Origin of the sequence: Catellatospora bangladeshensis (assembly GCF_016862575.1) — a bacterium.
In the GTDB taxonomy this organism is placed as follows: domain Bacteria; phylum Actinomycetota; class Actinomycetes; order Mycobacteriales; family Micromonosporaceae; genus Catellatospora; species Catellatospora bangladeshensis.
Window position 1 is genome coordinate 66,569 of sequence record NZ_BONF01000042.1, and the last position, 25,839, is coordinate 92,407.

The 25,839-nt window shown below is 73.0% G+C and carries 30 protein-coding genes and 1 pseudogene; 17 read left to right on the plus strand and 14 right to left on the minus strand.

All coding sequences use genetic code 11. The features are described 5' to 3' along the window. The first annotated feature begins 65 nt into the window (after positions 1-65). Positions 66-794 carry an SDR family oxidoreductase gene (locus tag Cba03nite_RS31390; RefSeq protein ID WP_203754054.1) on the plus strand — a complete coding sequence of 243 codons (729 nt, stop codon included), beginning with the start codon at positions 66-68 and terminating at the stop codon, positions 792-794. Here the strand turns inward: Cba03nite_RS31390 and Cba03nite_RS31395 are convergent. From Cba03nite_RS31395 to Cba03nite_RS31405, 3 genes are all read right to left on the minus strand, one after another. After that, a complete protein-coding gene (locus tag Cba03nite_RS31395) occupies positions 772-2,832 on the minus strand; it encodes a diguanylate cyclase (protein ID WP_203754056.1) in 2,061 nt (686 codons plus the stop codon). The genes Cba03nite_RS31390 and Cba03nite_RS31395 overlap by 23 nt on opposite strands. Positions 2,833-2,952: 120 nt before the next feature. After that, on the minus strand, positions 2,953-4,164 hold the full coding sequence (locus tag Cba03nite_RS31400; protein ID WP_203754058.1) for a sensor histidine kinase: 1,212 nt from the start codon (positions 4,162-4,164) through the stop codon (positions 2,953-2,955). Then, complete coding sequence (locus tag Cba03nite_RS31405) at positions 4,164-4,820, minus strand: response regulator transcription factor (RefSeq protein ID WP_203754061.1); 657 nt, start codon at positions 4,818-4,820, stop codon at positions 4,164-4,166. The genes Cba03nite_RS31400 and Cba03nite_RS31405 overlap by 1 nt, the downstream gene beginning before the upstream one ends. A gap of 104 nt (positions 4,821-4,924) precedes the next feature. Here Cba03nite_RS31405 and alr point away from each other — a divergent pair, with 104 nt between their 5' ends. Both alr and Cba03nite_RS31415 read left to right on the plus strand, forming a co-directional pair. After that, complete coding sequence (gene alr / locus Cba03nite_RS31410; RefSeq protein WP_239126143.1) at positions 4,925-6,079, plus strand: alanine racemase; 1,155 nt, start codon at positions 4,925-4,927, stop codon at positions 6,077-6,079. Next, positions 6,076-7,074 (plus strand): D-alanine--D-alanine ligase family protein, encoded by a 999-nt coding sequence (locus tag Cba03nite_RS31415; RefSeq protein WP_203754064.1) that lies wholly within the window; start codon positions 6,076-6,078, stop codon positions 7,072-7,074. The genes alr and Cba03nite_RS31415 overlap by 4 nt, the downstream gene beginning before the upstream one ends. A 161-nt stretch (positions 7,075-7,235) precedes the next feature. On the opposite strand, the gene Cba03nite_RS31420 is transcribed toward Cba03nite_RS31415, so the two are convergent. Beyond that, the gene (locus tag Cba03nite_RS31420) at positions 7,236-7,655 is read right to left on the minus strand and encodes an FBP domain-containing protein (protein WP_203754067.1); all 420 of its coding nucleotides are present in this window, start codon (positions 7,653-7,655) and stop codon (positions 7,236-7,238) included. A gap of 138 nt (positions 7,656-7,793) precedes the next feature. Between Cba03nite_RS31420 and Cba03nite_RS31425 the strand changes: the two genes are divergently transcribed. From Cba03nite_RS31425 to Cba03nite_RS31435, 3 genes are all read left to right on the plus strand, one after another. Continuing rightward, positions 7,794-8,444, plus strand: a complete 651-nt coding sequence (locus Cba03nite_RS31425; protein ID WP_239126144.1) for an HAD family hydrolase — start codon at positions 7,794-7,796, stop codon at positions 8,442-8,444. A gap of 77 nt (positions 8,445-8,521) precedes the next feature. Next, complete coding sequence (locus Cba03nite_RS31430; RefSeq protein WP_203754070.1) at positions 8,522-8,785, plus strand: hypothetical protein; 264 nt, start codon at positions 8,522-8,524, stop codon at positions 8,783-8,785. A gap of 129 nt (positions 8,786-8,914) precedes the next feature. Continuing rightward, a complete protein-coding gene (locus Cba03nite_RS31435; RefSeq protein WP_203754072.1) occupies positions 8,915-10,234 on the plus strand; it encodes a hemolysin family protein in 1,320 nt (439 codons plus the stop codon). A gap of 82 nt (positions 10,235-10,316) precedes the next feature. On the opposite strand, the gene Cba03nite_RS31440 is transcribed toward Cba03nite_RS31435, so the two are convergent. After that, complete coding sequence (locus Cba03nite_RS31440) at positions 10,317-10,805, minus strand: hypothetical protein (RefSeq protein WP_203754074.1); 489 nt, start codon at positions 10,803-10,805, stop codon at positions 10,317-10,319. 243 nt (positions 10,806-11,048) lie between these two features. After that, complete coding sequence (locus tag Cba03nite_RS31445; protein ID WP_239126145.1) at positions 11,049-11,612, minus strand: TetR/AcrR family transcriptional regulator; 564 nt, start codon at positions 11,610-11,612, stop codon at positions 11,049-11,051. Between the two features lie 79 nt (positions 11,613-11,691). Between Cba03nite_RS31445 and Cba03nite_RS31450 the strand changes: the two genes are divergently transcribed. After that, on the plus strand, positions 11,692-12,102 hold the full coding sequence (locus Cba03nite_RS31450) for a nuclear transport factor 2 family protein (protein WP_203754076.1): 411 nt from the start codon (positions 11,692-11,694) through the stop codon (positions 12,100-12,102). Between the two features lie 36 nt (positions 12,103-12,138). On the opposite strand, the pseudogene Cba03nite_RS40570 reads toward Cba03nite_RS31450, so the two are convergent. The 3 genes and pseudogenes from Cba03nite_RS40570 to Cba03nite_RS31465 all read right to left on the minus strand — a co-directional run. Beyond that, positions 12,139-12,393, minus strand: a pseudogene (locus Cba03nite_RS40570) (NUDIX domain-containing protein); the annotation flags it as partial. Positions 12,394-12,534: 141 nt separating this feature from the next. Beyond that, positions 12,535-13,002 carry a hypothetical protein gene (locus Cba03nite_RS31460; protein WP_203754080.1) on the minus strand — a complete coding sequence of 156 codons (468 nt, stop codon included), beginning with the start codon at positions 13,000-13,002 and terminating at the stop codon, positions 12,535-12,537. Positions 13,003-13,079: 77 nt separating this feature from the next. Continuing rightward, on the minus strand, positions 13,080-13,925 hold the full coding sequence (locus Cba03nite_RS31465) for an Imm1 family immunity protein (RefSeq protein ID WP_203754082.1): 846 nt from the start codon (positions 13,923-13,925) through the stop codon (positions 13,080-13,082). Between the two features lie 167 nt (positions 13,926-14,092). Here Cba03nite_RS31465 and Cba03nite_RS31470 point away from each other — a divergent pair, with 167 nt between their 5' ends. Together Cba03nite_RS31470 and Cba03nite_RS31475 are read left to right on the plus strand one after the other, a co-directional pair. Continuing rightward, positions 14,093-14,773 carry a class I SAM-dependent methyltransferase gene (locus Cba03nite_RS31470; RefSeq protein WP_203754085.1) on the plus strand — a complete coding sequence of 227 codons (681 nt, stop codon included), beginning with the start codon at positions 14,093-14,095 and terminating at the stop codon, positions 14,771-14,773. A gap of 91 nt (positions 14,774-14,864) precedes the next feature. After that, a complete protein-coding gene (locus Cba03nite_RS31475) occupies positions 14,865-15,668 on the plus strand; it encodes a PhzF family phenazine biosynthesis protein (protein ID WP_203754088.1) in 804 nt (267 codons plus the stop codon). A 13-nt stretch (positions 15,669-15,681) separates the two neighbouring features. Here the strand turns inward: Cba03nite_RS31475 and Cba03nite_RS31480 are convergent, their stop codons facing one another. Genes Cba03nite_RS31480 through Cba03nite_RS31490 form a run of 3 tightly spaced genes read right to left on the minus strand, consistent with a single transcriptional unit; the run spans position 15,682 to position 17,049 of the window. After that, positions 15,682-16,071: a PIN domain-containing protein gene (locus Cba03nite_RS31480; protein ID WP_203754093.1), complete on the minus strand. Its 390-nt coding sequence runs from the start codon at positions 16,069-16,071 to the stop codon at positions 15,682-15,684. Further along, entirely contained in the window at positions 16,068-16,346 is a 279-nt protein-coding gene (locus Cba03nite_RS31485) for a hypothetical protein (RefSeq protein ID WP_203754096.1), read from the minus strand. Before Cba03nite_RS31485 ends, Cba03nite_RS31480 begins: the two co-directional genes overlap by 4 nt. A gap of 37 nt (positions 16,347-16,383) precedes the next feature. Beyond that, a complete protein-coding gene (locus Cba03nite_RS31490) occupies positions 16,384-17,049 on the minus strand; it encodes an MOSC domain-containing protein (protein ID WP_203754097.1) in 666 nt (221 codons plus the stop codon). Between the two features lie 52 nt (positions 17,050-17,101). Between Cba03nite_RS31490 and Cba03nite_RS31495 the strand changes: the two genes are divergently transcribed. The 6 genes from Cba03nite_RS31495 (at position 17,102) to Cba03nite_RS31520 (ending at position 22,090) form a co-directional block, all read left to right on the plus strand. Beyond that, positions 17,102-17,587: a GNAT family N-acetyltransferase gene (locus Cba03nite_RS31495; RefSeq protein ID WP_203754099.1), complete on the plus strand. Its 486-nt coding sequence runs from the start codon at positions 17,102-17,104 to the stop codon at positions 17,585-17,587. Positions 17,588-17,690: 103 nt separating this feature from the next. Further along, the gene (locus Cba03nite_RS31500; RefSeq protein ID WP_203754101.1) at positions 17,691-17,933 is read left to right on the plus strand and encodes a hypothetical protein; all 243 of its coding nucleotides are present in this window, start codon (positions 17,691-17,693) and stop codon (positions 17,931-17,933) included. A 32-nt stretch (positions 17,934-17,965) separates the two neighbouring features. Next, the gene (locus tag Cba03nite_RS31505; protein WP_203754103.1) at positions 17,966-18,928 is read left to right on the plus strand and encodes an aldo/keto reductase; all 963 of its coding nucleotides are present in this window, start codon (positions 17,966-17,968) and stop codon (positions 18,926-18,928) included. Between the two features lie 20 nt (positions 18,929-18,948). Beyond that, complete coding sequence (locus tag Cba03nite_RS31510; protein WP_203754105.1) at positions 18,949-19,236, plus strand: GNAT family N-acetyltransferase; 288 nt, start codon at positions 18,949-18,951, stop codon at positions 19,234-19,236. Between the two features lie 130 nt (positions 19,237-19,366). Then, entirely contained in the window at positions 19,367-21,070 is a 1,704-nt protein-coding gene (locus tag Cba03nite_RS40090) for an ABC-F family ATP-binding cassette domain-containing protein (RefSeq protein ID WP_239126146.1), read from the plus strand. A gap of 54 nt (positions 21,071-21,124) precedes the next feature. Beyond that, entirely contained in the window at positions 21,125-22,090 is a 966-nt protein-coding gene (locus Cba03nite_RS31520; RefSeq protein WP_203754107.1) for a sporulation protein, read from the plus strand. Between the two features lie 57 nt (positions 22,091-22,147). Here the strand turns inward: Cba03nite_RS31520 and Cba03nite_RS31525 are convergent, their stop codons facing one another. Then, positions 22,148-22,957, minus strand: coding sequence for an alpha/beta fold hydrolase (locus tag Cba03nite_RS31525; RefSeq protein ID WP_203754109.1), 810 nt, complete (start codon positions 22,955-22,957; stop codon positions 22,148-22,150). Between the two features lie 225 nt (positions 22,958-23,182). On the opposite strand from Cba03nite_RS31525, the gene Cba03nite_RS31530 reads away from it, so the two are divergent. Further along, positions 23,183-23,959, plus strand: coding sequence for a sulfite exporter TauE/SafE family protein (locus Cba03nite_RS31530; protein ID WP_203754111.1), 777 nt, complete (start codon positions 23,183-23,185; stop codon positions 23,957-23,959). On the opposite strand, the gene Cba03nite_RS31535 is transcribed toward Cba03nite_RS31530, so the two are convergent. Beyond that, positions 23,879-24,856 carry a LysR family transcriptional regulator gene (locus tag Cba03nite_RS31535; protein WP_203754114.1) on the minus strand — a complete coding sequence of 326 codons (978 nt, stop codon included), beginning with the start codon at positions 24,854-24,856 and terminating at the stop codon, positions 23,879-23,881. The genes Cba03nite_RS31530 and Cba03nite_RS31535 overlap by 81 nt on opposite strands. Before the next feature lie 83 nt (positions 24,857-24,939). Between Cba03nite_RS31535 and Cba03nite_RS31540 the strand changes: the two genes are divergently transcribed. After that, the gene (locus Cba03nite_RS31540) at positions 24,940-25,818 is read left to right on the plus strand and encodes an EamA family transporter (protein ID WP_203754117.1); all 879 of its coding nucleotides are present in this window, start codon (positions 24,940-24,942) and stop codon (positions 25,816-25,818) included. Positions 25,819-25,839 lie beyond the last annotated feature (21 nt).

The following is a 25,839-nucleotide window of genomic DNA, read 5'->3' on the forward strand; positions in this document are numbered from 1 at the left end:
GCCGCGCATCGGGTGTGTCGGCGGTGACAGTGCCACCCGCCCGGCGCGGTTGATCTAATGGCGCCATGGGGATCGTCATCGTCACCGGAGGCAGCCGCGGCATCGGCGCGGCCACCTGCCGGAAGCTCGCCGCGGCCGGCCACGACGTGGCGATCGGCTACCGCACCGACGCCGAGACCGCCGAGCAGGTCGCCGCCGAGGTGCGCGCCGCCGGCCGCCGCGCGATCACGGTCGCGGTCGACGTGTCCGACAGCGCCCAGGTGCGCGCCCTGTTCGACCGCGCCCAGGCCGAGCTGGGCACCCCCACCGGCCTGGTCAACAACGCCGCGGTGAGCAGCACGATCGGCCCGTTCACCGAGCTGTCCGAAGCCGACCTGCGCCGGGTCGTCGACGTCAACGTGGTCGGCGCGATCCTGTGCGCCCAGGAGGCCGCCCGCCGCTTCGGTCCCGGCAGCGCGATCGTCAACGTGTCCTCGGTCGCCGCGAGCCTGGGCAGCCCCGGCGAGTACATCCACTACGCCGCTTCGAAGGCCGCCGTGGAGACGCTGACCGTCGGCCTGTCCAAGGAACTGGGACCGGCCGGGATCAGGGTCAACACGGTCTCCCCCGGCGTCATCCACACCGGGTTCCACGCAGGCAGCGGCGAGGCCGGCCGCGCCGACCGGCTCGGCCCGTCCGCACCGCTGGGCCGCTCCGGGCAGCCCGAGGAGATCGCCGCCGCGATCGTCTGGCTGTTGTCCGACGAGGCGTCCTACGCCACCGGCGCGACGCTCAAGGTATCCGGCGGCCGCTGATCACCGGATGCTCCGGCGGCAGCGCCGCCGGCTCGTCGACGGCGCCGTCGTCGACCAGCGACAGGAACACGTCCACCACCGCCGGATCGAACCGGGTGCCCCGGCCCGCCAGGATCTGCGAGCACGAACCGGCCAGGGCGGGCTCCCCGACCGCCAGCGCCGCGCTGCGCAGCCTCGACCACGCGTCGCACACCGTGATGATGCGCGCCTCGACCGGGATGTCGGTCCCGGCGCAGCCCCGCGGGAAGCCGGTGCCGTCGTACCACTCGTGGTGCGCCCGCACCAGCGGCGCCAGCTCGGGCAGGTCGGCCAGCTCGGTGAGCAGGCGCGCCCCCTCCTCCGGATGGCCGCGGTCGTCCTCGCCCCGGTGCAGGCCGTCACCCTCGGCGACCGCGGCGACCCGGCCGATGTCGTGTACGCGGGCCGCGGCGGCGGTACGCCGCTGCACCGCGTCGTCCAGCCCCATGCGGGCCGCGGTGCGCAGCGCCCAGCGCGACACCGCGGCGCTGTGCTCGCGCTCGCCGACGGCCCGGTCGACCCGGTCGGCCAGCCACACCAGCGCCGGGGGCAGGGGCAGCGCGGTGTCGAACGCGGGCGCGGCGTAGCGGCCCGAGCCGACCACCCGGTCCCGGCCGAGCGCCTTGGCGCGGTAGACGGCCTGGTCGGCGTCGTCGACGAGCTGGTCGATGACGGGCCGTCCGGTGCCCGGCTCGGCGGTGGCCACCCCCAGCGACGCGGTCAGGGTGAGCTGCTCGTCGGTGCCAAGCACGCCGACCTGCGTGGCGCACAGCCCCTGCCGGACGCGTTCGGCCAGGTCGAGTGCCTCCCGGCCGCCGGTGCCGGGCAGCAGGCACAGGAACTCCTCACCGCCGTAGCGGCACAGCAGGTCCCCGGCCCGGAACGAGCGGCGCAGCCGCTGCGCGACCTCGATCAGCACGGCGTCGCCGACGGAGTGCCCGTACGTGTCGTTGATCTGCTTGAAGTGGTCCAGGTCGATCAGCACCAGGCTGAGCGGGTCGCCGCGCTGCATCGCCCGGTCCGCCTCGATGTCGAGCACCTCCTCGAAGAACCGCCGGTTGTGCAGGCCGGTGAGCGGGTCGGTGGTGGCGGCGGTGCGCAGCCGCTGGGTGAGCCTGGTCCGGTCGCGCGTGGCGACGACCTGGCGCACCAGCAGCCCCAGCAGCAACAGCATGATCACCGCAAGGGTGACCTCGCTGAGCCGGCCGACCAGGATCAGGTCGGCCACCGCCAGCGCCCCGACGGCGAGCACGGCCACCACCGCGGGCAGGAACGTGATGTCCGGGTCGGCCGCCCCGGGCTCGTCGCCCTCCCGGCGGCCGGCCGCGGTCACCGCCGCCACGCACAGCAGCACCGCCTCGGTCTGCCAGCCGAGGTTCACCCAGCTCCAGCTCTCGTACGAGCGCACGGCGGTCAGGTAGGCGTAGGCGCCGTCGGTGATGCCGGCCAGCCCGAACGCCGCCCCGACGACGATCATGGAGCGGGGCACGTGCTGAGTGCCGCTGAGCAGCACCGCCACCAGGATGCTGACCATGCTCACCGAGAACACCGGATACAGGAAGGTGATCAGCGCGGCAGCGGTCCAATCCTCCGGAACCAGCGGTGCGATGATCATCTGCCAGCCGATCGCGCCCGCCCCGGCCGCCACCAGCAGCGCGTCCAGCAGGCCCTGTCCCCGGCCGACCACCCCCAGCCCCAGTCCGACCACGATCGCGGGCAGCGCGACCGCGTACGAGGCGAGGTAGGCGGCGTCGGCCAGCGACGGCACCGGCGGCCCCTCCGGATGGACGTAGGAGTACACCGCCCAGATGCTCTCGCCGAGCAGCCACAGCGCGTTCGACACCACCAGCATCCGCCACGCGATCCGCACCCGCTGCCGGGTGCGCCGCGCGGCGAACACCGCCAGCCCCGTGCAGGCGATGATCGGGACCAGGTAGAGCACCTCGCCGACGAAGCGGGCCAGCTCCGGCATGTCACGGCTGTAGTTGAGCAGTGCGGCATAGCACCCCAGCCAGGCCACACCCGCGACGATCACCGTCGCCTGGGTTCGGTCGAACCCGGCGCGTGTGCCGCGAAGACCCTCTCTCACCGCCGTGATGCCCCCCGGGGTGGCGCAATAACTACTCTCAGTAGAAGTCTGTCATATGTGGTCCGCGCCGGTGCCGCTCGCGGAAACAGCCGGCACCACCCGCGGCGCCGCCGGCACGGGCAGCGCCCGCGGCAGGATCACCCGCACCACCAGGCCTCCTCCGGGACGGGGCACCGCCACCGCGTCACCGCCGTGGGCCTTGGCCACCGCCCGCACGATCGACAGCCCCAGGCCGCTGCCCCGTGCCGAGCCCACCCGGTCGGTCAGCCGCCGGAACGGCTCGAACAGCGCCGGCACCTCGTACGCCGAGATCACCGCACCGGTGTTGCTCACCACCACCTCGGCGTGGCGCGGCTTGGCCACCGTCTGCACCCGTACCCAGCCGCCCGCCTCGTTATAGCGCGCCGCGTTGTCGACCAGGTTGCGGATCAGCTGCTCCAGCAGGATCGGATCACCCACCACCGGCGCAGCCGACAGCTCCCGCACGATCTGCACCTGCTGCCGCGCCGCCAGCGGCTCGGTCGTGCTCACCGCGATGTTGGCCAGGTCGGCCACGTCCACCGGCCGCCGCTCGGTCACCGCGTCCTCCGCCCGCGCCAGCGTCAGCAGCGCGTCGATCAGCCGCTCGTGGCGCAGGTTGACCGCCAGCAGGTTCTCCCCCAGCTGCCGCGTCTGCGGCGGGCAGTCCGGGCGGCCCATCGCCACCTCGACCAGGGTGCGGTTCAGCGCGATCGGGGTCTTCAGCTCGTGCGCGGCGTTCGCGATGAACCGGCCCTGCCCCGCGAACGCCTCGTCCAGCCGGTCCAGCATGCTGTCGAACGAGTCCGCCAGGCTCTTCACCTCGCCGGGCGGCGCGTCAAGGTCGATGCGCCGGTGCAGGGTCCGGCCCGCGATCCGGTGCGCCGTCGCGGTGATCATGCTCAGCGGCCGCAGCAGCCGCCCCGCCACGAACCAGCCCGCCGCGGTGACCACCAGCCACACCGCCAGCAACGTCAGCCCGCCCTTGAACAGCAGGTTGGCGTGCATCGAATCCAGGATCGCCTGCTTGGACGCGTAGGCCGAACTCGCCAGCTGCGTCGCGCCCTCGTAGTCGTCCGGCTTGAGCCGGCTGTACCTGTCGGCCATCAGGATGTTCAGGCTGTAATCCATGCTGTTGTCGACCAGGATCAGCGTGCCCATCAGCACCGCCCCGCCTGCCAGCGCGAACAGCAGGCTGAACACCGCCGTCAGCCGGACCCGCAGGTTGCCGCTCCACAGCCCCATCAGCGGATCCGGTAGCCGACGGCAGTGACCGTCTCGATCGGCTGCGGCTCGCCCAGCTTGCGCCGCAGCCCGCTGATGGTCACCCGCACGATCGTGCTGAACGGGTCCATGTGCTCGTCCCAGACCTTCTCCAGCAGCGTCTCCGCGCTCACCACCGCGCCCTCGGCCCGCAGCAGCTCCTCCAGCACCGCGAACTCGCGCCGCGACAGGCTCACGTAACGCCCGTCCCGGTACGTCTCCCGGTGGTGCGGGTCCAGCCGGATCCCGGCCCGCTCCAGCACCGGCGGCGCGGCCGGGCGGGCCCGCCGCCCCAGCGCCCGTACCCGCGCCACCAGCTCGGCGAACGCGAACGGCTTCGGCAGGTAGTCGTCGGCACCCAGGGTCAGCCCGGCGACCCGCTCGGCGACGGTCACCGACACCGTGAGCATCAGCACCCGCACGTCCATGCCCTGCGCCACGACCTGCCGGCACACCTCGTCGCCGGGCACCTTCGGCAGGTCCCGGTCCAGGATCAGCACGTCGTAGGCGTTCACGGCGAGCTTCTCCAGCGCCGCCGCCCCGTCGTGGGCCACGTCCACCGCGAACGCCTCCTGCCGCAGGCCCTCCGCGACGGCCTCGGCCATCAGCTCCTCGTCCTCCACCACCAGGACCCGCAAAAGCCACCTCCTCGACCGCTCGCAAGTATGCACACGCCGTGTTAGCAGGGCGTTAGTGAAATCGCTCTCGGTACGCTCACACGCCCTCCTGTCCACTACTCACCGTGACAAGCGAGCTGGCCGAGGCGGTCGTCGACCTCGCGGCGGTCACGGGCAACGTCGAGCTGATCGGGGGCGCCACGTCCGCCGCGGTGATGGCCGTGGTGAAGGCGGACGGGTTCGGCCACGGCGCGGTGCCGGCGGCCATGGCCGCGCTGGCGGGGGGCGCCACCTGGCTCGGCGTGACCAGCGCGGCCGAGGCCCTGGCGCTGCGCGAGGCGGGTATCACCGCCCCGGTGCTGAGCTGGCTGCACGGCCCGTACACCGACTACGCGGCGCTGGCCGCCGCGGGCATCGACGTCTCCGTCAACACCGCCGACCAGCTCCACACCCTGGTCCAGGCGTTAGGAAGGGCACCTTCTACTACGGAAAACGATAAGAAGGTGCCCTTCCTCGCGCATGTGCATCTGAAGATCGATACGGGGATGTCGCGGGGCGGGGCGGGGACCGACGGGTGGCCCGAGCTGGTCAGCTGGGCGCGTAAGTACGAGCGCGAGGGTGCGCTGGCCGTGCGCGGGGTGTGGTCGCACCTGGCCACCGCCGACACCAGCCCGATCGGGGTGGCCGCGCAGGCGGCGGCGTTCGCCGAGGCGGTGGCCTGGGCGCGCGACGCCGGGCTGCGCCCGGACCTGCTGCACCTGGCCAACTCGGCCGCGGTGTTCACCGCCCCGCGCACCCACTACGACCTGGTCCGCGCCGGGATCGCCGTGTACGGGGTCGAGCCCGTGCCCGGCCGTACGTTCGGGCTGCGCCCGGCGCTCACCCTGCGCAGCCACGTGACCCTGGTGAAGCGGGTGCCCGCCGGGACCGGCGTCGGCTACGGCCACGACCACGTCACCGCGCGCCCCACCACCCTGGCCCTGATCCCGCTCGGCTTCGCCGACGGCGTCCCGCGCGCCGCGGGCGGGCGAGCGGAGGTGCTGCTCGGCGGGGTACGCCGCCCGCTGGCCGGGCGCGTCGCCATGGACCAGTGCGTCGTCGACGCCGGCGACCTCGACGTGCACCCCGGCGATCCGGTGACCGTGCTCGGCCCCGGCACGCACGGCGAACCCACCGCCGCCGACTGGGCGGCCTGGGCCGGCACCAACCCCCACGAGATCCTCACCGGCATCGGCCCCCGGGTCCCCCGCCGGTACGCACGGAGCAAGGAGCGCGCATGAAACTGGCGATCGTCTACGGCGGGCGCAGCGGCGAGCACGAGGTGTCGTGCAAGTCGGCCCACAGCATCCTGGCCCACCTCGACCGCGGCCGCTACGACGTCACCGAGGTGCTCATCGGCCGCGACGGCGCCTGGCACGTCGACGGCCTGCCCGTCGGCATGGGCGACGCGCTGCGCACGCTCGGCCGCGCCGACGTGGTGTTCCCCGCCCTGCACGGCCCGTACGGCGAGGACGGCACCGTGCAGTCGCTGCTGGAGCTGGCCGGGGTCCCGTACGTCGGCAGCGGGGTGCTGGCCAGCGCGACCGGCATGGACAAGGAGTTCACCAAGAAGATCCTCGCCGCCGACGGGCTGCGCGTGGCCGACGGCGCCGTGCTGCGCCCCGGCACGGACGAGCTGTCCCCCGCGGACCGGGACCGGCTCGGCCTGCCCGTGTTCGTCAAACCGGCCCGCGCCGGGTCCAGCATCGGCGTCACCCGCGTCGACGACTGGGCCGCGCTGCCCGCCGCGCTGGACGCGGCCCGTGCCTGCGACGGCAAGGTGCTGGTCGAGGCGGGGGTGACCGGCCGCGAGGTGGACGTGGCCGTGCTGCAGTTCCCCGACGGCAGCCTGCGCGCCGGGCCGCCGCTGGAGATCCGGGTCACCGACGGGCACGGCTTCTTCGACTACGACGCCAAGTACACGGCGGGCGAGGTCGTGTTCGACATCCCGGCCCGGCTGGACGCGGCCGTGACGTCACGGCTGCAGGAGCTGGCGATCCAGGCGTTCACCGCGCTGGACTGCCGGGGGCTGCTGCGGGTGGACTTCTTCCTGCCCGCCGACGGCGGCGAGCCGGTCCTCAACGAGGTCAACACGTTCCCGGGCTTCACGTCCGCCTCGCAGTACCCGCGCATGTGGCAGGCCGCGGGCATGTCCTACCCGGAGCTGCTGGACACCCTCATCGCGACCGCGCTGGCCTCCGCCGCGCGCCACCTGACGGCCCTGTCCCGCCGCTGAGACTCCGGGGTGCCGGGCCCCTCGGGGTGGGCCCGGCACCCCGGCACACCTTCAACCCAGGCGACGACCCGCGTCCGCAGTTTCGGGGAGACTGCACGAATCGAAGCCAGGAGCCGTGCAGTTTCCCCGAAACTGCACCACCGGGCCCAGCCGGCTGGGCGTCAGGGGTGGAGGACCTCGTCGAGGAAGGCGTCGAGGCGGGTGGCGAGGTCGTCGCCGGGGAGGCAGTTCAGGGCGGCGCACATGTAGGTGCCGACCGTGTCGCCGCGCCGCCCGGCGTCCCCGGCGCGGCGGGCGGTGAACAGGGTGACCTCGTCGGCGGTGCGCACCGCCTGGCAGAGCAGGCACATCGCCGCCCGCCCGCGCGACATGGACGAGCCGGCGGCGCGCAGCAGCAGCCCCACCGGTTTGCCGTCGCGCCAGCGCAGCACATACCCCCGCTGGTCGAGCTTGGGGTCACGCCAGCCGAGGAAGGTCAGCGACGGCCAGTCCCGCTCGGCGAAGTCCTTCGGCAGCGTCATCGCCGACGCGTCGCCGCGCGAGCAGTTGCTCATCGCCCGCCTGATCTGGGCTTCTGTCATCGGTTCCACCCGGCGCACGCTACGCCGGGGCGAGCCGATGATCGACCACATTTCCCCGGTCCCCGCACCGGCGGTGACGGGCGGCACGGGCCGCGCACCCGGGGCGGTATCGGCCCGCCCGCCCGTTATCCTGGGCAGATGATCAAGGCAGTGGTGTTCGATGTGGGCGAGACGCTGATCGACGAGACCCGCATCTGGAGCCGCTGGGCCGACCGCCTGGGCGTGCCCCGCTTCGCCATGCTCGGCCTGCTCGGCGGCATGGCCGCCATGGACCGCCCGCACGGCGACGCGTTCGAGCTGCTGCGCCCCGGCCTGGACGTCGACGCCGAGATCGCCGCCTGGGCCGTCGAGGACCCCGACGGCCTGCGTGAGAACTTCGACGAGGCCGACCTCTACCCCGACGTGCGGCCCGCGTTCGCCGAGCTGCGCCGCCGCGGCCTCACCGTGATCATCGCCGGGAACCAGCCGCCGCAGGCCAAGGCCGCCCTGGAGCGGATGGACCTGCCCGTCGACGCGATCTTCACCTCCGCCGAGTGGGGCATCGAGAAGCCGCACCCGCACTTCTTCGCCAAGGTCGCCGAGGTCGCCGCGCTCGAGCCGGCGCACATCTGCTACGTCGGCGACCGTGTCGACAACGACGTGCTGCCCGCCACCCGCGCCGGCATGATGCCGGTGCTGATCCGCCGCGGGCCCTGGGGTTACCTCGGCTCGGAGAAGCCCGACGCGGCCCGCCACGCCACCATCGTCGACGGCCTGGACACCCTGCCCGGCCTGCTGCGCCCCGCCTGATCAGGCGCCATTCCGGCAACGGCCTGCGCCCCCGCTCCCGCGCTCTTAGCGTGGAGGTGATTCTTCGAGGAGGAGCGATGGCCAGGAACCACAAGAACAACCAGTCCCGCCGGCACCCGGAGGCCGAGCAGCCGGCCGAGCAGGACCAGCCCGGCGCTCCGCACGCCGAGCACGAGCACGGGCCCGACTCGCACTCCGGCTGGGCCACCGAGCGGGCCGAGGAGCGCTCCCGGCAGGCCGCCATGGCCGCGCGGGAGAAGACGACACGCACCCACATGCCGACCGGCCAGTCGACGGGCATGCACCTGCGCAAGGGCAACCAGCCCCGCGGCGGCCGCTGACCCAACGCGCGGACAGACCGCTGAGCTGCTGATACCGTTGACCGAATGGAAGGCTGTGATACGGGGCCGGGCCTGTGCCCGGCCTGCGCGTACCGGCTGACAGACCAGGCGGGCCCAGGGTGATGCGCGGTGGGCGACCACTGGATCCAGCTCGTACTGGTAGCCGTACTCATCATCGTGAACGCGCTGTTCGCCGGCAGCGAGATGGCGCTGGTCTCCCTTCGTGAAGGCCAGCTGCGCCGGATGGAGCAGCAGGGTGGCGGCGCCGCGGCCGCCGCGGCACTGGCCCGGGACCCGAACCGGTACCTGGCCACCATCCAGATCGGCATCACACTGGCCGGGTTCCTGGCCTCGGCGACCGCCGCGATCGCCCTGGCCGAGGTGTTGCAGCCCGCACTGGGCTTCCTCGGCCGCGCCGCCCGACCCGTGGCCGTCGTCGGCGTCACCCTGGTCCTGACGTTCCTCACCCTGGTCTTCGGCGAGCTGGCGCCCAAACGCGTGGCCATGCAGCACGCCGAGCGCTGGGCCCGGCTCGCCGGGCGCCCGCTGACCACGCTCGCGGCGATCTCACGGCCGTTCGTGTGGGTGCTGAGCAAAGCCACCGACCTGGGCGTACGCCTCATGGGCGGGGACCCGGGCAGCCACCGCGACGAGATCACCCCCGAGGAGGTACGCGACCTCGTCAGCGTGCACCGGGGTTTCACCGCCGAGCAGCGGCTGATCATCGCCGGCGCCGTGGAGATCACCGAACGGGTGCTGCGCGAGGTGCTCATCCCCCGCCGCAACGTCTTCCTGCTCGACGCCGACCTGCCCGTGGACGTGGCCCGCAAGGAGCTGGCCGGGTCCGGCTTCTCCCGGGCGCCGGTGGTGCGCCGGCGCAACATCGACGACACCATCGGCATCGTGCACCTGCGCGACCTGCTCAGCCAGGACGACGGCACGGTCGCCGACGTCGCCCGACCGGTGCTGCTGCTGCCCGACTCGCTGCACGCCGGGGACGCGCTGCGCCGCTTCAAGGTCGAGCGGCAGCAGTTCGCCCTGGTCGTGGACGAGCACGGCGCCGTGGACGGCATCGTGACCATGGAGGACCTGCTGGAGGAGGTCGTCGGGGAGATCTACGACGAGGCCGACCGGGACGTGATGGCGGTGCAGCAGGGCGAGGACGGCGACATGCTGCTGCCCGGCACGTTCCCGATGCACGACCTGCCCGACATCGGCGTCAACTTCGGCCAGCGCCCCGACGGGGACTACATCACCGTCGCCGGGCTGGTCATCGCCGTGCTCGGCCACGTGCCGACCCGCCCCGGCGAGATCGTGCACCTGGACGGCTGGACCGCGCAGGTCACCTCCGTGGACCGCCACGCCATCACCGAGATCCGCCTGCGCCCCTGCGGCGGCCCCGCAGGCGACGCCCTCTGCCCACCCCGCGCCCGCACCGAGTCCGCCTAGCGCGCCTTTGATCATCCGACTTGCCTGGCACCTGGGCGTATCTTGAGCGCGCATTCGCCCATCTGCCAGGCAAGTCGAGTGATCAAGCCGGGTCACGGGCGGGCCGGGCGCGGTGCACGGCTCGCAGGAAGGCGCCGCTCGCCGCGTAGAACGTGCCGAACAGCGACGCGATGAGGAACTGGAGCGCGAACTGCGCGAACTGGTAGCGCTCCGCGCTGGCCGGGCCGGTCCGCCGCCCGTGGGACTCGAACCAGTACCCGTCGGGCGCCTGCTCCACGTTGCCCGCCGCGCACGCCATCACGAACGCGCCGAGCAGCAGCGCGAGCAGGGCGGCCACCGCCGCCTTCAGCCAGGCCGGGGTGTCGGCGTACGCGTCACGCGCCACGTCGGGATCGAACAGTCCCTGAAGAAGCAGGTAGCCGAGCAGCACGGCGCCGAACATCGCGGCGTTGAGGCCGATCATCCCGATGATGCCGGCCCCGATCCGGCTCGGACCCGGCCGCACCGCATCCACGAGGACGAGCGCGCACAGCAGCAGCCCGACCGCGTTCCACGCCCTAAGCGCCCGCATCGCGCCACGATAACGCCCCGTGCCGGGTCCCACCGCCCCGTGATCGTCCCCGCCGGCGCCGCGGCCGCCGTCCGCCCGTCCGGCCCTCCGCCCGCCCGTCCGCCGACTCGTCCGCCGGCCCGCCCGCATGATCGTTCGACTTGCCTGGCACCTGGGCGTATCTTGAGCGCGCTTTCGCCCATCTGCCAGGCAAGTCGAGTGGTCTTGACGGGCCGCCGGGCCGCGGGGCGGGGCGGGGCGGGGTCAGCGTGGGGTGAGGCCGGTGAAGACGACGGCGAGGGTGCGGGTCTGCAGGTCGGGGGGCCAGCCGCCCTGGACGGCGCCCTGGCAGACGGCGGCGAGCAGCGCCATCACCTCGGGCAGCGCGACGTCGCGGCGTACCGTGCCGGCCTGCTGGGCCTCCTCGAGCAGGCTGCCGACGGAGCGCTCGAGCCGGCCGACGGCGTCGGGGACGTTCAGCCCGGAGCCCGCCTCGGCGAGCAGGTCGACGACGGTCTTCTGGCGCGCGGCGTGGGCCACCAGGCCGGTGAAGAACGCGAACAGCGCGTCGCCGGGCGCGCTGTCACGCAGCAGGCCGTCCACGTCGGACAGCAGCCGGTCGAGCAGGTCCTTCATGATCGCCCGGAGCAGGTCGGCCTTGGTCGGGAAGTGGCGGAAGACGGTGCCGATGGCGACCCCGGCGCGATTGGCGACCTCCTCGGTGGAGGCGGCCGGGCCGCGCTCGGAGAACACCTGCGCACCCGCGGTCAGGATCCGGGCGCGGTTACGCGCCGCGTCGGCGCGCAGCGGCTTGGCGTCGGCTGGCACACGTACTCCCTTGAAAGATGAGTCCCCACTCACTATCGTGGAGAACCTGAGTCAACGCTCATTTTACCGGAGGTGCCTCGTGCCCACGCCCCGCGAAGCGTTCGACCGGCTGCGCCGGCAGTGGTTCCTCGCCGCCCAGTCCGACCTGGATGAAGACCTGTTCACCGAAGACCTCGTCGTCGAGATGCCCTTTGCCGCACCCGGCCGCCCCACCCGCATCGAGGGCAGAGCGGCCTTCATCGCGTACGCCCAGACAGGACGCGCGACCCTGCCCGTCCGGTTCGACCGGTGCGACATCACCGCCGCACACGACACCGCCGACCCCGACGTCATCGTCGTCGAGTACGAGCTGGGCGGCACCGTCACCACCACCGGCGTGAGCGCGTCCGCGCCGTTCGTCGGCGTGCTGCGCACCCGCGACGGCCGCATCGCCCACTGGCGCGAGTACCAGCACACCCTCGCCATCGCGCAGGCCCTCGCCGCCGCGTGACCGGCGTCAGCCCAGATAGGGCGCAGGCCGGTTGTCGATGCTGAACTGCTGGCGCGCCTCACCGTCGGCGTACGCGATCACGTGGCCCGGGTCCGTGTAGATGCCGACCAGGCCGGTGATCTCGATGTCCAGTCCGGTCTCCTCGCGCACCTCCCGCACCACGCACCGCTCCAGGGTCTCGCCGACCTCCATCGTGCCGCCGGGCAGCGCCCAGTTGCCCGAGTCGGTGCGCCGCTGCAGCAGCACCCGGCCGTACTCGTCGGCGAGCACGGCCACCCCGCCGGGCACGATCCGCGTCGCCGCCGGGGCGGCCGGGTCGTGGTAGTAGTCGCGGCGCGCCGGCCCCGCCGCCTCCCGGGGCGGCCCGCCCCACTCCGGCCTCGGCGCGGCCGGTGTCTCGTGTGCCGTCATCGTCGCCGTCCACATCGCATGTCACTCGCCCGCCCCGGGCGGCACCGCGCGCAGAGATCTGCGGCCCCGGCGCGCGAGGTCCGCGTCCAGCGCGATCACGCAGAACAACGCCACACAGAACCAGGCCTCGACCCAATCGGCCGGCACCAGCAGCCAGAGCAGCCCTCCGATCACCAGCGTGCTCACCAGCCACCAGTTGATCAGCCAGAACGGCGAATCCTGGAACAGGTGACGCAGCAGCCTGCCCCGCCGCCGCGCCGGCGTACCCCGCCGCCTGCCCATCACGTACCGGATCGCCTGCGGGCCCAGGCCGACGAGCATCACGATCCCGGCCAGCTTGAGCCCTCGGTCCTTGCCGAGCAGGTCCGGCACCAGCATGAACAGCCCGATGACCACGACCGCGAGCGCGAGGCAGGCCATGAGCGCCACCGAGACCGCCGTCTCGCCCTCGCCCGGGACCGGACGCGTAACGCCCTTACCGTCAGCCATGTCAGCTCCCCTGTGACGTCAGCCGCCGACCATAACCGTCCCGCGCCACGCCCGGTGCCCCGGCCGAGTAAGAATCTTCACGCCGCCGCCCGATCCGGGCGCGGCAGTTCACCCGCGACGAAGTACGCGCACAGCACGTCGATCGCTACGTCAACGGGGATCTCGCTGCCGGGAGGGAACACCGCCTGGCGATCATCGGTGTAGACGACCGGCACACCGGAGACACCGTCCGGACCGGCCACGGCCACCTGCGGCGGCCCGCCCTCGGGCACCGTCAGCACCATGCTGTCCGGCTCCCCGAGGCCGATGACGGCGCGCGGCGCGCCCGGCAGGACCAAGTCGACGGGCGTGGGCCGTCCAGCGGCCTCGTGGTGCAGCTGCCATAGCAGGTCGCGCAGCTCAGCCACGCTCGCCACCTCCCGCGAGTGGTCACCCGACTCCCATTCGAGCTGCGCGGCGAGCGGTTCCCGCACCGGTGTCCCCGGCGCGGCGCCAGTGCCCACCCGCTCTGGGCCGCTCCGCGCCTGCGCCCTCAGCGCGATGCCGCTGGCGACGAGGCTGGCAAGCAGGTACCAGCCGCGCGCCCAGTCACCGGGCACCAGCCACCGCAGCACCGCGCAGACGGCCAGGGACAACGCGGCCCACCCGTTCACCCACCGGAAGGGCGACTCACGGAAGAGGTGGTGAAGAAGATGCACGGCTGGGTGTCGGCGCTCGCCCGCGTCGGCGGCAGTCCGGCCGGCAGCTGCATGCTTGACCACGTCCCACTGGGGAAGGACGACGAAACAGGCGAGCAGGAACGACAGCCGGAACACCGGATCGCGGGTGATCGGCTCCGGCACCAGGAAGATCAGCGCCGCCACCACGGCCGCCGAGCCCACCAGCCACGCCGCCAGTATCAGGTACGACCTGTCCCGCGCCACGAACCGACCGCCTCATCCCCGTAATGGATCTCGGCGTGCAAGGTAGCGGGTAGGTGCCACCCGCGCAGCCCTGCTGCCCGCGAGCAGAAGCCGTGCCCGGCGCTCCGATCGGCCTGACGTCATGGGCGGGCGGCCGTCCCGGGCGGACGGTGGCATGATCTGTGCCCATGCGGCTGATCGACGACACGGAACTGCACCGTTCCTCGGTGGTCGCCAACAACGCGATGAACCGCGAGCGCGGCCTCGACGGCGTCAACAGCTACGCCCGTGACCTCGGTTTCCACCCGCTCGACCGGCTGCGGCCCCGGCTGGCCGAGCACGGCACGGCGTCCTGGCTGGACCTGTGCTGCGGACAGGGACGCGCCCTGGCCCAGGCTGCCGCGCAGCAGCTCGACGGGCTGACCCTGACCGGCGTGGACCTGGCCGGCCACTTCGACCCGGCCGCGACGGCCGCACCGGACCTGACCCTGGTCACCGCCTCCCTCGGCGAGTGGCAGCCGGGCCGGACCTTCGACCTGATCACGTGCGTGCACGGGCTGCACTACGTCGGCGACAAGCTCGGCACGCTCGCCCGGGTGCTGACCTGGCTGGCGCCGGACGGGTTCTTCGCCGCGCACCTCGACCTCGGCAGCATCCGGCTGCTCGACGGCACACCTGCCGTCCAGCCCCTGCGCCGCCTGCTGCGCACGGCCGGGCTCGCCTACGACGGACGCAGGCGGCTGCTCACCTGCACCGGCCCACGCGAGCTGGTCCTGCCGTTCGCGTATGCCGGAGCCGACGACCAGGCCGGCCCCAACTACACCGGCCAGCCCGCCGTCGACTCCTACTACCGCCCGCTGCCCGTCTAGGCCTGTGCCGGCGCTGCCCGTGAGCACGTGCGGGCCACGCGACGCGGATTGGCTGCAGTCTGCGGCGTACCCGCTGGTCTAAGGTCTGCTCATGCGGATCAGGATCGTGGACGCCTTCACCGACCGGGCTTTCGGCGGCAACCCCGCCGGGGTGTGCGTGCTGGACGGTGACTCGTTTCCCGACGCGGTCTGGATGCAGCGCGTCGCGGCGGAGCTGAACCTGTCCGAGACCGCGTTCGCGCACCCGCGCGGCGGGCGGGACTGGGCGCTGCGCTGGTTCACCCCGCGCACCGAGGTCAACCTGTGCGGCCACGCGACCCTGGCCACCGCGCACGCCCTCGGCGAGGATGGGCTGGCCACCGGCACGATCCGCTTCGACACCCGCAGCGGCATCCTCACCGCGGCCGTCGGCGGCGACGGCTCGATCACCATGGACTTCCCCGTCTTCCCGGTCATCCCGATCGACCCGCTGCCGGGCACCGCCGAGGCGCTGGGCGTGCCGATCCTCGCCTCGTACGACACCGGGGCGCTCGCCGACCTGCTGGTCGAGGTCGCCGACGAGCAGACCGTACGCACCCTGGCTCCGGACCTGGGCGCGGTGGCGCGGCTGGCCACCCGTGGCGTCATCGTGACCGCACCGGCCGAGGACCCGGCGGCCGGCTACGACTTCGTGTCGCGGTTCTTCGGCCCGGCCGTCGGCGTGCCCGAGGACCCGGTGACCGGCAGCGCCCACTCGGCGCTCGCGCCGCTGTGGTCGGCCCGGTTCGGCCGCGACGAACTCGTCGGCCTGCAGGCCTCGGCCCGCTCGGGCCTGGTCCGCACTGTGCTGCGCGGCGACCGCGTCGACCTGACCGGCCACGCCGTCACTGTCCTGGACGGCACCCTCGCCGCCTGACGGCCGGCAACGATCAGGGCATAGCCCACACCAAGGCTTGCTCCAGCACTTCATGAGCCGCGCTCGCGTCACGCGTCATCAGGGGAACGTCCTCAGCCATTGCCAAGAGGCAGGAGTGGGCGAGGCTGAGCCTGCCAACGCGCTTAGCGATCACGCCGACCAGGTCGCCGTCCTGCAGCCGACACTCTGCGATCTCGACGGTCGGCAGTTCGAGCAAGATGTCCAACAGGTCGGCGGTCTCGCCCTCAGCGCGTTGGTATGCCTCGGCGACGCAGAGCACCGAGGTCAGCATGGTGCGGCCCAGATCGGCACAGAAAGACAGTTGATAGGCCACTTGCGGATCACGACGTTCGGCGTACGCGAGCAGCGCTCCGGTATCAAGAACCCGGATCGTCGATGTCACCTGCGGCGCCTGGCCAGCTCGTCCAGACGCGCGTCCAGCACGCGGCGGCGGTCAGGATCCGATCTTCGTGCGTCGGACTCAGCCACGGAACGGGCGATGCGTTCGTACTCCTCGCGCGGCACGTCATGAACCCCGACCGCCGCCAGCGCAACCTGCGTCGCCTCCAGACGCTGCCGCATACGGACGGCCTCAGCGATGTAGCCGGACGCGTTGCCGCCCGACCGGACAACCTCCGCAAGATCGTCAGGCAGACTGATCGTGAACTTCGCGGTCATACCGGTAATGCTAGGAAGGTATGACCGTAGCGGCAACTCAACGTTTGTTCCTCGCCGCACGCTGGCGGGCCTTGTCCTTGATCTTTTCGGGGAGGGCGTCGGCGGCGAGCAGCTGCGGCAGCAGCTCCGGCTCCAGGGTCAGCGCCCGGAACGTCAGCGCCACCGTCACGTCGTGCTCGGGCCGGTGCAGCACCGTCACGGTGTCGCCTTCGCGCACCTCACCCGGCACCACCACCCGCAGGTACGCCCCCGGCAGCGCCCGCTGCGTGAACGTCTTGATCCAGCCCTGCTCGCGCATCTGGTCGGCGAAGGTCCGGCACGGGATCCGCGGCGAGGACACCTCCAGCACCGCGTGCTCGCCGACCTGCCAGCGCTCGCCGATCAGCGCCCCGTTGACGTCGATCCCGGACGTGGTCAGGTTCTCGCCGAACAGGCCGCCGGACAGGTCCCGGCCCAGCTCGGCCTGCCACCCGTCGAGGTCCTCGCGGGCGTAGGCGTACACCGCCTGGTCGTCGCCGCCGTGGTGGCGCCGGTCGCAGATGTCGTCGCCCTCCAGGCCGCTGCCCAGCCCGCCCGTCCGCGGTCCGGGGGCGCGCAGCCGCACCGGGCGGTCCACCGGGTGCTTGTCGATCGCGGTCATGCCGATGTCGGCGGCCGCGCTCGGCCGCGCGGCGCCCAGATTCACGGAGAGTACGGTGCCCACCGGGCCAGCCTAGTCGGCGTGAGCTGGGACGCCAGCGAGTATGGTGCGCACCATGATCCGTCCTGCCGTGCCCGCCGACGTCCCCGTCATCCTCGACCTGATCCGCGAGCTGGCCGAGTACGAGAAGGCCCCGCTGGAGGCCAAGGCCACCGCCGAGCAGCTGCACGCGGCGCTGTTCGGGCCGCACCCGGCCGCGTTCGCGCACCTGGCCGTGGACGACGAGAGCGGCGAGCCGGTCGGCGTGGCGATCTGGTTCCTCAACTTCTCCACCTGGCACGGCGTGCACGGCATCTACCTTGAGGACCTGTTCGTCCGGCCCGCCGCCCGGGGCCGCGGCCACGGCAAGGCGCTGCTGCGCGAGCTGGCCCGCATCTGCCGCGAGCGCGGCTACACCCGCCTGCAGTGGTGGGTTTTGAACTGGAACGCGCCCGCGATCGACTTCTACCGGTCCATCGGCGCGGTCCCCATGGACGACTGGACCGTGTACCGCGTTTCCGGCGACGCCCTTGGCGCGCTCGCCGGCGAACCGGCCGCGTGACGGCACAGCGTGGTGGATCCAGATGAACTGTGGTCGCGGGCGCGACCACAGTTCATCTGGATCCACGGGTTCCGGGCGTGGGGCGGCCGGGTAGGCGGGGGGCATGACGGTTGACGTGATGGCGCCGCGCGGCGGGGTGATGACGGACGAGGTCGGCACGATCACCGGCGAGCTGACCCTGGAGCCGAAGGTCGAGACCGACGGCACGGTACGCCTGCGCGTGCAGTACAAGGGCGCCGAGGAGTGGTACACCGTCACCGGCGCCCAGATCAAGGTCCCCGACCCGGCCGACGCCACCGCCGTCGACCGCGCCGCCCGGCACCTGCTCGACCGCTTCTCCCACTGACCGTCCCCGACGGGCGGGATAGGGTGGCGATCATGCGTTACAGGGCACTGGGTGAGTCCGGGCTGATCGTGTCGGCGGTCGGGCTCGGCTGCAACAACTTCGGGTGGCGGCTGGACCTGGACGGCACCCGTGCCGTCGTCGACGCCGCGATCGACGCGGGCATCACGTTCTTCGACACCGCCGACATCTACGGCCGCGCCACCGCGATCGGGGCGTCGGAGTCGATGCTCGGCGAGGTCCTCAAGGGACGCCGCGACCAGGTGGTGCTGGCCACCAAGTTCGGCCACCAGGGCGCGGACATGGGTTACGGCCCGGCCGCGGGCGGCAAGGGCGGCCGCAAGTACATCCGGCGCGCGGTCGAGGAGTCGCTGCGGCGGCTGGGCACCGACCACATCGACCTCTACCAGCTGCACACGCCCGACCCGGTCACGCCCCTGGCGGAGACCCTGGCGGCGCTGCACGAGCTGGTCACCGAGGGCAAGGTGCGCTATATCGGCAGCTCGCAGTTCGCGGGCTGGCAGATCGCCGACGCGGCCCGGCTGGCGCAGGCGATGGGCGTGACGCCGTTCGTCAGCGCGCAGAACCACTGGTCGATGCTGGAGCGCGGCAGCGAGATCGAGGTGGTGCCCGCCGCCCGGCACTTCGGGCTCGGCGTGCTGCCGTTCTTCCCGCTGGCCAACGGGCTGCTGACGGGCAAGGTGCGCCGCGGCCAGGATGCGCCCGCCGACAGCCGGCTGGCCAAGGACCAGGCCGGATTCATCACCGACGAGCGGCTGGACACGGTCGAGGCGCTGGCCGGCTGGGCGGCCGAGCGCGGTCACGAGCTGGGCAGGGTCGCGATCGGCTGGCTGGCCGCGCAGCCGGGCTGCGGCTCGGTCATCGCGGGCGCGACCAGCCCGGCGCAGGTCGCCGCGAACGCGGCCGCCGCGGACTGGGAGCCGACCGCCGACGAGCTGGCCGAGCTGGACAAGATCGCGCCCGTACCGGCGCGATAGGAACAGGCAAGGGGGAGGCAATGGTGGAGGTCGAGGTCGTCGAGGTCCCGGAGAGCAGCCGGTACGAGGCACGCGAGAGCGGGCGGCTGCTCGGCGTGCTGACCTACTACCGCAAACCGGGGATGATCGTGTTCGACCACACCGGGGTCGAGCCGGAGGCCCGCGGGCGCGGCATCGGCGCGATGCTGTGCGCGGCGGCGCTGGCGGGCGCGGCCGCCGACGACGTGCGCGTGGTCCCGGCCTGCTCGTTCGTGCGCCGCTGGGTGCAGGACCACCCGGAATACCTGCCGCTGGTGGAGCGGGCGTAAATCACTGGCAGTGCGGTGGGGCCGGTCGTTAGGCTGGCCCCACTATGGAGCTGTGACATCACCGACCGGCCTGTGACCGAGGCGCTGTGCGCCCGGCAGGCTCTCCCGCGAAACCCTTCCGGTGGTGCTCATGCGTGCTCGATCCCTCATTGCTGTTGATCTTGTCAAGCTCTTCGGGGACCGCCGTGTCCTCGACGGCGTCGACCTCACCGTCGCCCCCGGCCGCCGCGTCGGCCTCGTCGGCGAGAACGGCGCCGGCAAGTCCACCCTGCTGCGGCTGCTCGCCGGCGCCGACACCCCCGACGGCGGCCGCATCGAGCGGCCCGGCGACATCGGCCTGCTGCACCAGGAGCTGCCGTACGAACCCGGCGACACCATCGCCGACGTACTCGCCGAGGCACTGCGCGAGAGCCGCGACCTGCTCGCCCGCCTCGACCAGCTCAGCGCCGACCTCACCGGCCCGGCGCAGCTCGACGCCTACGCCGAGACGCTGGCCCGCGCCGAGCAGGTCGACGCCTGGGACGCCGAGCGCCGCGCCGAGCTGGTCATGCACGGCCTCGGCCTGGCCGCACTCGACCACGGCCGCACGCTGGGCACCCTGTCCGGCGGGCAGCGCTCCCGCGTCGCGCTGGCCGCGCTGCTGGTACGCAGACCCGCCGCGCTGCTGCTCGACGAGCCCACCAACCACCTCGACGACGAGGCAGTCGCGTTCGTCGAACAGCAACTACGCCGGCTCCCAGGCGTCGTCGTGGTCGCCAGCCACGACCGGGTCTTCCTCGACGAGGTCTGCACCGACATCGTCGACCTCGACCCCGGCGACACCGCCCACGGCGGACTGGTCCGCTACGGCGGCGCCTACACCGCATACCAGCAGGCCAAACGCGACCAGCGGGCGCGCTGGGAACGGGCCTTCGCCGACCAGCAGGCCGAGATCGCGGCGCTGCGGGAGTCCGCGGCCACCACGGCCCGGCAGGTCGCCTACGGCCGCCCGCCCCGCGACGGCAACAAGATGGGCTACAACCGGCACGGCGCGCGGGTGCAGGCCCAGATCTCCCGCCGCGTCCGCAACGCCGAACAGCGCCTGGCCGTGCTCGAACGCGACCCGATCCGCAAGCCGCCGCCGCTGCTGCACTTCCAGGCACCCGCGCTCACCGCAGCCCCGGCGCCTGGCGCCGCCTCCCCCGGCGGCGCCTCGTCCCGCGAAAGCGCCTCGTCCCGCGCGGTCGGGTCATCGCCCGGCAGCGCGCCGGCGAACCTCCCGGAGGCCGGCATCTCCGCGGAGCAAGACACCGTCGCACTGGCACTGCGGGACGTGCACGTGCCCGGACGGCTGCGACTGGACCGGCTCGACCTGCCCGCCGACGGCCGGCTGCTGATCACCGGACCGAACGGGGCGGGCAAGTCGACGCTGCTCGCGGTGCTCGCCGGGCAGCTGCGTCCCGCCTCGGGCAGCGTCACCCGCCGCCGCGGGCTGCGGGTAGGGCTGCTGGCCCAGGACGACCGGTTCGCCGACCCGGCCGCCACGCCGCGCGCCCTCTACGAGCGCACCGGCGCGGCCATACCCCTGGTGGAACTCGGCCTCGTCGCCCCGCGCGACCTGGACCGGCCGGTCGGCGTGCTCAGCGTCGGCCAGCGCCGACGCGTCGCGCTGGCGCTGCTCATCGCCGACCCGCCGCACCTGCTGCTGCTCGACGAACCCACCAACCACCTGTCCCCGGCCCTGGCCGACGAACTCGAAGACGCCCTCGGCCGCGCCCCGGGCGCCGTCGTGGTCGCCAGTCACGACCGCTGGCTGCGCCGCAACTGGCCGGGCGGCCGACTGGACCTCGTTTGATAGGAAGGTGACAGCGCAGGTCACCAGGACCGGCACCAGAGGAGATGTAGTTCAGTGGTCTTCAAGAAGATGCTCGCCGCCTTCGGCGTGGGCGGCCCGTCGGTCGACACCGTGCTCGCCACCCCCGTCGTCCAGCCCGGCGGCACCCTGTCCGGCACCGTCCACATCAAGGGCGGCGACCACGACACCCTGATCGAGTACGTCTCGCTGGGCCTGGTCACCCGGGTCGAGGTGGAGGGCCACGACAGCGAGTACGACGCCACCGTCGAGTTCCACCGGGTGCACCTGACCGGCTCGTTCACCCTGCCCGCCGGGGCGAGCCACCAGCTGCCGTTCACCGTCGAGGTGCCGTGGGAGGCGCCGGTGACCAGCTTCTACGGCACCCCGCTGCACGGCATGACGATGGGTGTGCGCACGGAGCTGTCGGTGGCCAAGGCCGTCGACAAGACCGACCTCGACCCGGTGCGCATCGAGCCGCTGCCGGTCCAGGCCGCGGTCATGGAGGCGTTCACCCGGCTCGGGTTCCGCTTCAGCCGCGCGGACCTGGAGCGCGGCCGCATCCACGGCGTGCACCAGACGCTGCCGTTCTACCAGGAGATCGAGTTCTACCCGTCGCAGGCGTACGCGGGCCGCATGCGCCAGCTGGAGCTGACCTTCGTCACCAGCGCGCACGGCATGGACGTGGTGCTGGAGTTCGACAAGCGCGGCTTCCTCGGCTCGCACGACACGTTCAGCCGCCACCACGTCAGCCACGCCGACGCCGCCGGCACCGACTGGCCCTCGGCCGTCGACGGCTGGATCCGCCAGGCCCTGGACCGCCACGCCCCGCACTACGGCGGCGGCCACGGCGGGCATGGGTTCAGCGGGCACGGTCACGGCGGTCACGGCCACGGGCACCGCGGGCACGGCATGGGCGGCGTAGCCGCCGGTGCGGCCGCGGGCTTCGTCGGCGGCATGGTCGCCGGCGAGATCGCCGAAGAGGTCTTCGACGTCGACATGGACTTCGGCTTCGACGAGTGAGAAAGGAAGGGCACCTTCTTACCGTTGTCCGTGGTAGAAGGTGCCCTTCTTAACACCTCACTGGGTGGCGGTGGCCGCCGCGTTCTGGATGACCTGGGCCACCCGGTCCGGCTGGGACACCATCACCACGTGCGACGCGCCGTCCACGGCCACGGACTCCTTCGCGCCCGCCCGCTGGGCCATGAACGCCAGCGCCTGCGGCGGGATGTTCTTGTCGGCTGTCCCGTACACGAACCAGGACGGGATGTTCTTCCACGCCGCCGCCGGGGACGCCTCGTTCAGCGCCGCCTCGGTGATCGGCCGCTGCCCCGCTCCCATCTGCGCGGCCAGCGCCTCGGGCACGTCGGCCGCGAACTGATCGCGGAACTTCGCCCGGTCGATGTACAGGTCCCTGCCGCCACCGGCCAGCGCCACCGGCGGCGCCAGCGCCTGCGCGAGCGTGCTGCCCGGGAACTTGCCGGACAGCGACGCCGCGCTCTCCCCCACCTCCGGCGCGAACGCGGACACGTACACCAGCGCCTTGACGTTCGGGTTGCCCTCGGCCGCGTTCGAGATCACACTGCCGCCGTAGGAGTGCCCGACCAGCACGATCGGCCCGGAGATGGTCTTGAGCAGCGCGGCCACCTCCGCGGCGTCGCTGCTCACCCCGCGCAGCGCGTTGGGCGCCGCGACCACCGGATAGCCCTGCGCCTGCAGCAGCGGGATCACCGCGTTCCAGCTCGACGAGTCCGCGAACGCGCCGTGTACCAGCACGATCGTCGGTTTCGTCTGTTTCCGTGCGGCCGCGGCCGCCGGAGCGGCCACCGCGAACGTGAGCGCGACCGCCAGGACCGCGGCGACGCCGGTCAGCACCCTGCGCGTGGACATGCGTGAACCTCCATCCGGTGTCCGGCCCGGGGGTCCAGCCAACGCCCAACCTACGCCGACCGCCCGGCGCGCATCCGGCGTTCGGCCCGCTATGGTTGCCGGGTGTTCAAGGCCCTCGTCTGCTTCATGCTGCTCTTCATCGCCATCGGGGCGATCGGGATGTGGCTCGCCACCCAGCGCCGCAAATCATGATCAATAGCACCTGCGCCACCCCCAGCACCGCCCATGGACGCCGGTAGCCTCACGCTGCTGCTGACCGCCGCCACCGCCGCAGGGTGGGTGGACGCCGTGGTCGGCGGCGGTGGCCTGCTCCTGCTGCCCGCACTGCTCATCGGCCTGCCCCAGACGCCGCTGGCCACCGTGCTCGGCACCAACAAGATGACCGCCATCGCGGGCACCACCAGCGCCGCGATCACGTACGCCCGCCGCACCCGCATCGACTGGCGCGTCGCCGGCCCGGCCGGCCTCATCGCGATCGTCGTCTCCGGCTTCGGCGCCTGGCTCGCCATCGCGCTGACGCCGAACAAGGACGTGTACCGGCCCGTCGTGCTCGGCATCCTGGTCGCCGTCGCCCTGTTCGTCACGTTCCGGCCCAGCAGCGGCATCTACCCGCATCCCGAGCGGCGCACCACCGGCCGGGCCGCGCTGGCCGTCGCGCTGGCGGGCGGCGTCATCGCCCTCTACGACGGCATGATCGGGCCCGGCACCGGCACCTTCCTGGTGCTCACCTTCACCACGGTGATCGGCGCGGACTTCCTGCACGGCTCCGCCATGGCCAAGATCGTCAACGCGGGCACCAACCTCGGCGCGCTCATCGTGTTCGCGATCGACGGGCATGTCTGGTGGCAGCTCGGCGCCGCGATGGCCGTCTGCAACATCGTCGGCGCGCAGATCGGCGCGCGGATGGCGCTCAAGCGCGGCTCAGGCTTCGTACGCATCGTGCTGCTCGTCGTCGTGCTCGCCCTGATCGCCCGCCTGTCCTACGACCAGTGGCTCGCCTGAGCGCGCCCACCCGGCCGCGTGCGCGGCCACCCGCTCGATCACCAGCGCCACGGCCGGCCAGTGCTGCCGGCCGGGCCTGGTGATGGCGAACATGCGCCGCCGCACCGGCAGCCCCGGCATCGGCACGAACCGCACCCCCGGCCGCGGCGCCACCACCGCCGCCAGCAGCGCCACCCCCAGATCCGCCGCCACCAGGTCCAGCACCAGATCCAGGCTGTCCGCCCGATGCTCGATCATCGGCCGGTACGCCGCCAGCGCGCACACCCGCGTGGCCAGCTCGTCGTCGTCCGGGCCGCGCGAGTTCACCACCCACGACTGCCCCGCCAGCGCCGACAGCCGGGCCGGCTCGTCGATCACCTCCGGCAGCGCCCGGCCCGCCGGCACGGCCAGCATCAGCGGCGTCTCGCACAGCCGGCGCACCGCGTACCCGGCGAACTCTCGCGGGACCAGGTCGTAGTCGTACACGAAGCCCAGATCGACCCGGTCCTCGTCCAGCAGCCGGGTCACCTCCGGCGGCTCCCGTTCCTGCAGCATCACCTGTAACCCCGGATGGGACACCGCCAGCTCCTGCACCACCGGGATGAGGTCGCCCGACAGCACCGTGGCGTACGCCGCCACCTGCACCGTGCCGCCCGGCTCCCCGCCCCGCGCCAGCGCCGAACGGGCCGCGTCCACCGCCGCCAGGATCGGCCGGGCGTGACCCACCAGCCGCCGCCCGGCCGGGGTCAGCCGGACCGTCCGCCCGGAGCGCTCGACCAGCGGTGTACCCACCTCGCGGGTCAGCGCCGCCAGCTGCTGCGAGACCGCGGAGGTGCCATAACCCGTGGCCTGGGCGACCGCGCGCAGCGTGCCCCGGTCCGCCAGCTCCACGAGCACCCGCAGCAGCCTGGTGTCCACGGCTCCATCATCCGCGATCCGCGGACGGTCAGTCCGCAGACCCGTGGTGGACGCGCATGATCGCCATCCGGTCACATGGAGTGATGACCGCAGTCGACGTCGCCACCAGCACCGCCCGCCGGCAGCGCACCGCCCCGGCGGTCGCGCTGATCCTCGGGTCGATGCTCTCCGTGCAGGTCGGCGCCGCCGCCTCGACACGCCTGTTCGACGACGTCGGCCCCGCCGGGACCGCCTGGCTGCGCGGCTGCTGGGCCGCCCTGTTCTTCATCGTCATCGCCCGGCCGTCGCTGCGCTGGCTGCGCGCCCAGTCCCGCCGCGACCTCGCCGGGGCCGTCGCGCTCGGCGCGGTCAGCGCGGTCATGAGCGTCTCGTTCTTCGAGTCGATCGCCCGGATCCCGCTGGCCACGGCCGTCGCGCTGGAGTTCCTCGGGCCGCTGTCGCTGGCGGTGCTGCGGCGTACCGGCCGGTGGGGGCTGCTCTGGCCGGTGCTCGCGCTGGCGGGGGTGCTCGCGCTGACCCGGCCCTGGAGCGGCGGCATCAACCTGGCCGGCGTGCTGTTCGCGCTGGTCGCCGCAGTCTGCTGGGCCGGGTACATCCTGCTCACGCAGCGCGTCGGCGACAGCTTCAGCGGCGTGAAAGGGCTGGCCATCGCGATGCCCGCCAGTGCGGTGGCCGCCGCTGTGGTCGGCCTGCCGCAGGCGCTGCCCGGTCTGAGCTGGGCCGTGCTCGCCCAGTCCGCGTGGCTGGCGCTGCTGCTGCCGGTGCTGCCGTTCGCGCTGGAGCTGCTGGCGCTGCGGCGGCTGACGGTCGCCGCGTTCGGCACGCTGATGTGCCTGGAGCCCGCGTTCGCGCTGGGGGTCGGCGCGACCCTGCTCCACCAGACCCCCCAGCCGCTGCAGGTGCTCGGCGTCGCGTTCGTCGTCACCGCCGGCATCGGCGCCCAGCGCACCGGCCACCGCTGACGGGGCATCGCGCGCGACCGC